This is a genomic window from Nocardiopsis listeri, from assembly GCF_020741345.1.
Taxonomy (GTDB): domain Bacteria; phylum Actinomycetota; class Actinomycetes; order Streptosporangiales; family Streptosporangiaceae; genus Nocardiopsis; species Nocardiopsis listeri_A.
In genome coordinates, this window is the sequence record NZ_DYZD01000022.1 from 1 (window position 1) to 6,360 (window position 6,360).

5 protein-coding genes are annotated in these 6,360 nt (G+C 70.5%); all 5 read right to left on the reverse strand.

Translation table 11 applies throughout. From position 1 onward, the window contains the following. Positions 1-203: 203 nt before the first annotated feature. Entirely contained in the window at positions 204-1,427 is a 1,224-nt protein-coding gene (locus K8V84_RS00970; RefSeq protein WP_304069255.1) for a C40 family peptidase, read from the reverse strand. 193 nt (positions 1,428-1,620) lie between these two features. Continuing rightward, positions 1,621-3,312, reverse strand: a complete 1,692-nt coding sequence (locus tag K8V84_RS00975; protein ID WP_304069257.1) for a bifunctional 3'-5' exonuclease/DNA polymerase — start codon at positions 3,310-3,312, stop codon at positions 1,621-1,623. A 95-nt stretch (positions 3,313-3,407) separates the two neighbouring features. Then, positions 3,408-4,325: a 2-hydroxyacid dehydrogenase gene (locus tag K8V84_RS00980; protein WP_304069259.1), complete on the reverse strand. Its 918-nt coding sequence runs from the start codon at positions 4,323-4,325 to the stop codon at positions 3,408-3,410. 60 nt (positions 4,326-4,385) lie between these two features. Further along, positions 4,386-5,201 (reverse strand): RNA methyltransferase, encoded by an 816-nt coding sequence (locus K8V84_RS00985; RefSeq protein ID WP_304069261.1) that lies wholly within the window; start codon positions 5,199-5,201, stop codon positions 4,386-4,388. 18 nt (positions 5,202-5,219) lie between these two features. Beyond that, positions 5,220-5,828, reverse strand: a complete 609-nt coding sequence (locus K8V84_RS00990) for a hypothetical protein (RefSeq protein WP_304069263.1) — start codon at positions 5,826-5,828, stop codon at positions 5,220-5,222. Between the last annotated feature and the right edge of the window lie 532 nt (positions 5,829-6,360).

A 6,360-nucleotide genomic window follows, 5' to 3' on the forward strand; every position in this document is an offset into this window, starting at 1 on the left:
TACCGAGACCTGCCTTCCCCTCCCGGCGGTTTTTCGGACTTGGAGAGCGATGGGCCGTGGTGCCACCGGCGCGGTGACACCACGGCCCATCGTCGTTCTCACGGTTCATGTACGCGCATCGGTTTCGGACAGCGGCGACCCGGCCGGGCTCGGGGCCCGACCGGGTCGGCGTTCGCTCTCCCCCACCACCGGGGGTCGAGGGCTCAGGCGTGGACCCGCACCGCGCCCGCGTAGTTGTTGGTCCGAACCGGGGTGACGTGCACGTTCAGGCCGGTGCGCGGTGCCTCCAACATCTGTCCGTCGCCCAGGTAGATGGCCACGTGCGAGATGTAGTCGGGGGCGGTCGGGTCCGAACGCCAGAACAGCAGGTCGCCGCGCTCGAGGTCGTCCCACTCCACCTTGTCGCCCGCGTTCCACTGGTCGTGGGTGACCCGGGGGATCGACACCCCCGCCTCGTGGAAGGCCCACTGGAGCAGGCCGGAGCAGTCGAATCCGACGTCGGGTGTGGTGCCGCCCCAGACGTAGGGGACGCCCAACTGGGTCTCGGCGTTGGCGATGACCTGTTCGACGACCGTGGGCGGTACGACCTCGCCGTCGTCGAGGGGTTCGGGGACGTCGGCGATCAGTTGGAGCTGGGCGTTTTCGCCAAGGGCCTCTTCCAGGGCCTCGTGCAGCTCCCACAGGTCGGCGTCGGCGGCCGAGATCACCAGGGCGTTGCCCTCGGGCATGCCGAGTTCTCGGGCCTGCTCGCGGGAGACCAGGGCGTCGATCCCGGCGATGCCGGAGGTGGCGTGCGTCCACACCTCCATGGGGACCTCGCCGTTGCCACCGGCGACGGTGACCTCGCCACCGACCTCGAGTTCGCGTTCCTTGCCCACGTCGTTGGACAGGGCGATGTGGCCCTCTGCGACGCCCTGCCAGATCTCGTCCGCCTCGGCGGAGGGTTCGGGGGCGTGGTTGCGGAAGGTGGAGGGTTGCACGCCCATCACCGACGTGGCCTCGCCGTCGACCTCCACGCGTGCGGCGTCGACGGTCAGGACGTGGTCGACCCCGTCGATGCCGCGGATCTCGTCGACGACCTCGGAGGGCAGCGTCTCGGGAGCGACCGCGATGTACTCGACAGAGCGCGCTTCACGGAAGGGGGCGACGTAGGTGTCGCGACGGAGTTCGTCGACGTTCGCGACGTCGGGGGAGGCGTCCGCCGTGGTGTCGTCGCCTGGCGAGCCGTCCTGTTCGGTCTGGGCCCGGGTGCGGGCCCCACTGGGTTCCGCGTCGGTGGAGGGTGCCGCGTCGTGGGCCGACTGGTCGGCGAGGGAGGGGCGTTCCTCGACCACGGGTTCGGCCATCGCGGGGGTCGCCCCGAAGGCGGTGAAGGCGACCGCGAAGGCGGCCGTGGTTCCCGCACATGTTCTGAGCCGTTTCCGCACGGGGGGTCATCACCCTTTCTGTGACCGCGGCGGGCGGGGGCGACCGCTGCGGCGCACGGCCTTTGGTTGCGTGTACCGATCCAAGAATGAGCGCACAGGGGTTTGTTTGCAAGAAGTCCACGCCGTCCGATATCGGACGGCTACCTTTCCGCCGAATGACCGTTTCCTGAACGGGTGTCGCCTTCGCGCCCGGTCAGGGTCTGTCGTACCGGTCCGTCACGGACAGTTCGAGCGGGAAACGGACCGGGGAATCACCGAAGAGGATTTCTCGGGTGCGGCTCTCGGCCCGGCGAACGGCTCGGACGGTCTCTTCGGCCAGCTCCTCGGGCACGTGCAGGACCACTTCGTCGTGTACGAAGAAGACGATGCCGCCGCCTTCCGGCATGTTCGAAAGATGTTCTCGTAGTTCTTGACGAAGGGCCGCCAACAGGACCAGAGCCCATTCGGCGGCGGTGGCCTGCACCACGAAGTTGCGGGTGAAACGACCGTGTGCGCGTCTGCGACGGTCGGCGTCCGGCCCGGCGATCGTGGCCGCCCAGCCCCGCGGTGGTGGGGAGGTCCGCCCCAGCCAGGAACGCACGATGCCTCCGCCCTCTCCGGTGCGCGCCGCGGCGTCGACGTGGTCCAGGGCCCGGGGGTAGAGGCGGCGCATCGTGGCGAGCAGGGGCGCGGCGTCACCGGAGGTCTGCCCGTACATGGCCGCGAGCAGACCGATCTTGGCCCGTTCGCGGTCGCCGCCCACCTGGTCTGCCAGGCTCGCGTACAGATCCTCCTCGGCGGCGGCCGACGCGAGGGCGTCGTCGTGGGAGAGCGCTGCGAGGACACGTGGTTCGAGTTGGCCGGCGTCGGCGCGCACCAGCACCCAGCCGGGGTCGGAGCGCACCGCGCCACGGACCGCCTTGGGGATCTGCAGGGCGCCGCCGCCCCTGGTGGCCCACCGGCCGGAGACGACCCCGCCGATCACGTAGTCGGGTCGAAAACGCCCCAGCCGCGGGCCATCCCCCTCCGTCTTGAGTTCCCTGACCCAGGTGTCCAGCCAGGTCCACCCGTTGGCCGAGTACAGCCGGGCCAGTTCCTTGTAACGCAGCAGTAGGGGGACGACGGGGTGGTCGACGCGTTCCAGTACCCAGGATCGGGTGGACTCGACCGGGTGCCCGATCCACGCCATGGCCCGCATGACCTGGGCCGGGGAATCGGGGTTGACGTCGTGTCCGACCGCCTCGCCGATACGTTCGGCCAGGTCGGCCAGGACCCGGGGACGTCCTCCACCGGTCGGTCGGGGGCCGAGGACCTCGGTGAGGATCCGGTCGTGTTCGTCGGGGCGCCAGGGCAGTCCGTCGTGGCTCATCTCCACCGCGGCCAGGGCCCCGGCCGACTCCACCGCCACCAGTAGGGAGAAGCGGTCGGGGGCGAGCAGCTCGCCGATGCGTTCACCCTGGTCACGGTGGACCTCCACGAGGGCTTCGAGCCGGTCGGTACCCGGTGGCAGGGTGGAACGATCGGCCTCGAACAGGGCGGGCTGGGCCGCGGTGCCCTCCCCCAGCGGCCGGACGGGGTCGTCGGGCACCGGGAGGTCGCGCAGCCGGGCCCAGGCGGCCCCGAGCGAGTGGGGTTCGTAGTGGCGGGCGGCGTGGCCCAGCAGCAGCGCCTCGGTGTGTTCGACGTCGTGGCAGCGACTCACCCGCACCCCGGCCCGGACCAGTTCGGGGTAGAAGTCCTCGGTGCAGGCCCAGACCCAGCGCGGGGGTTCGGGGGAACCCGTCTCGACCTCGCGGATCTCGGCCACGAGGTCGTCCACGCGTCGGGTGGGACCGACCGGTGAGGCACCGTCGAGCTCCCTCAACCGGCCGCCGCCCTCCCCGTCTGCGACCACCGCGATCCGCATACCCACATCCTTCCCCGCAGGTATGACAATCGGACGAATTCACGCGGTTTCGTTCGTGGTCGTTTCCGGGGAGGGCCAACCCGGAGTCGTCTTCGCTAACGACCGGGGCGGACGACGTTGGCAAGGGGCTCCCCCGCGGCCCAGCGGGCCAGTTGGGCGTCCATGAACGCGCGCGCCCGTGGGTAGAACGCGGTCGATCCACCCGCCACGTGCGGGGTGAAGTACACGCCGGGCGCCTCCCAGAGCGGGTGGTCGACAGGCAGCGGTTCGGGGTCGGTGACGTCCAGGGCTGCGCGCACCCGACCGTTCTGTGCGAGCAGGGCATCGGTGTCGAGCACCGCGCCACGGCCCACGTTGACCACGAGCGCGTCGTCGCGAAGCAGGGCGAACTCACGGGTGCCGAACAGGCCCCGGGTGGCGTCGTTGAGCGGGGTGACCAGAACCACGATGTCGACCCGGGGCAGCAGGGCGGGCAGTTCGTCGACGCCGTGGACGTCCTGCTCCGGGCGCGGACGGCTCGCCACCCGCACCACCTCGGTCTCGAACGGCAGCAGTCGCCGTTCGATGGCCGTGCCGATGCTGCCGTAACCGACGATCATCACCCGACAGTCGGCCAACGACCGCTGGGGCGCGGGTGCCCACCGGCGTTCGCGCTGGTCGATGGCCCACCGGGGCAACTCGCGCTGGGCCGCGAGGATGAGCGCGAGCGTGTGTTCGGCGGTACTGGCGTCGTGCAGCCCCCGACCGTTGCACAGGGTGACGTGGTCGGGGATCAGCCCCAGCACCTGGTCGTAGCCCGCGGAGACCAGTTGGAGGACGCGCAGCTCCGGCATCCGTCCGATGATCTCCAGCCGTTCGTCCACTCCCTGGGTGGAGGGGGCGTAGGGCACCTGGTAGAAGGTGATCCCCTTCAGTTCCGTCGGTGCCGGTCCTCCCGCGTAGAGGTCGACGTGGAGCCCGTCGGGCGCGTTGTCCCGGTTCTGCTCCCACTGCACCAGTGCTCGGCCGCCCATGTCTTGCGTCCTCCCTGCTGTGGCCGTCCGTGTCACGCGCCACACTAGATGCTCAGGGGTTCACCGGGTGCGTCCGAGCTCGTAACAGGCGATGGCGGCGGCCGCGGTGACGTTGAGGGAGTCGACGTCGCGGTCGGCCATCGGGATGTGCACGCGTGAGGTGGCCCGTTCCAACCAGCGCGAGGACAACCCGTCGCCCTCGGTCCCCAACAGCAACCCCACCTTGGCGTCGGGCGCGAGGCGGTCCATCGCCTCCCCCATCGGCACGGACCCCTCCCCCGGGGTGAGCGCCAGGAGGTCGAACCCGGACTCGCGCAGGGTGTCCAGCCCTCCGTACCAGTCGTCCATACGGGTGTAGGGCAGGGTGAAGACCGCGCCCATGGACACCTTCACCGAACGTCGGTAGAGCGGATCGGCGCAGCGGGGCGCGAGGACGACGGCGTCCACCCCCAACCCGGCGGCGCTGCGGAAGATCGCGCCGACGTTGGTGTGGTCGACCAGGTCCTCCAGCACCACGACGGCGCGCGCTTCGGCGAGCACCTCGCTCGGCTCCGGCAGGGGCTTGCGGTGGTAGGCGGCCAGGGCGCCACGGTGCAGGTCGAATCCGACGAGGCGCTCGGCGGTCTCCTCGCTGACGACGTACAGTGGCGCCTCGGTGGCCGCCACGACGTCGTCGAGGGCCTCGGCCCGCCGCTCGGTCAGCAGGAAACTGCGCGGTGCGTACCCGGCGGTGGCGGCGCGGCGGATCACCTTGTCGCCCTCGGCCATGAACAGGCCGTGTTCGGCCTCCAGGTGACGGCGCAGGTTGACGTCGCGCAAACGGGTGTAGTCGGCCAGGCGCGGGTCGGTGGGGTCACTGACCCTGATGACATCCATGGTCACCGATTATCGCGCCTATTGCTCGGTCCGGAACCGTTCGGTGAGGGGGACCAGGCGCTGCCAGCGGGCCTCCTCGCAGGAGCCGCGGCGTGTCAGGGAGGTGTCGATCTCGCGCCCTTCCCAGACGCCCTCGATACCGGCCTGCTGGGGACCGTAGACCTTGTCGGTGCACACGGTGCCGTCGCTGATCTCGGCGAACAGCGGGTGGCCCACGGCCTCCTCGGAGTCCTCGGACTCGGCGTCCTCTTCCTCGGTGGTGGGCTCGGAGATGGTGGGGTCCTCGGCCATTCCGGCGGCCACCTCGGCCATCGCGGTGCAGGCCGCCGGGTCCTGGTCCAGGTCCCCTGTGCACTCCAACGTCCGTACCCAGGCGTGGTGGCGGTCGGTGACCTGCACGCGCAGCGATCCGACCGGGCCGGAGAGCACGGGTTCCTCGGGGTCAGGCTCGATGACGCTGCTCAACACCTCGGGGCTGGTCGCGTTGGTGGCCTCCACGTCCTGGGGCGGCAGCATCGACGGGCCCACGAACACGGCGTAGGCCACCGCACCGGTGCAGCAGGCGCCGGCGAGGATCATGGAGCCGAGGTTGCCTCGGTTCCGTCGGTCACTGTGCGAATGGGACATGCCAAAACCCTCGGGGGTCGAATGGTCGCGGGGGCGTCCACGCGGGCCGGGCCCCGTTCTGGTGGGGCATGCGCCGATCGGACGTCAAGTATCGGTCAAGCGAATACCGGGGGCCAATGGTAGCGGGGAGTCGGGAGTACATCTGGAGGAGCGCCGTAACAAAGCGGTCAAGGAGCGTCTTGCCTCGGCGTCGATGTGAGCGGCACCACCCCCACCCTTCCACTCCCGCGTTACCTGCCAGTAAGGTCCGGAGGAGGAATCGTTCGTTTCGCGGCTTACGGTCGCCCTTGCACATGTAGGACGCAGCCCGCGCGAGAACGGTTCACTCCACGAACCTTCCGCGGGTGCCGGGAACCGCACCCGGCGACCGCCCCACGAGCCGGCCCCGGGCGACCGGGCGCCGGACGACCCGTCCCACCCCCGGAGTGCCCGTGTCCACTGGACGCCATCGACTTCCCTCCCCGGCCGTCACCACCACACGCAATGCGGTGCGGTCGCCGATGGGGATCACCGCGATCGCCGTCGCCTGCAT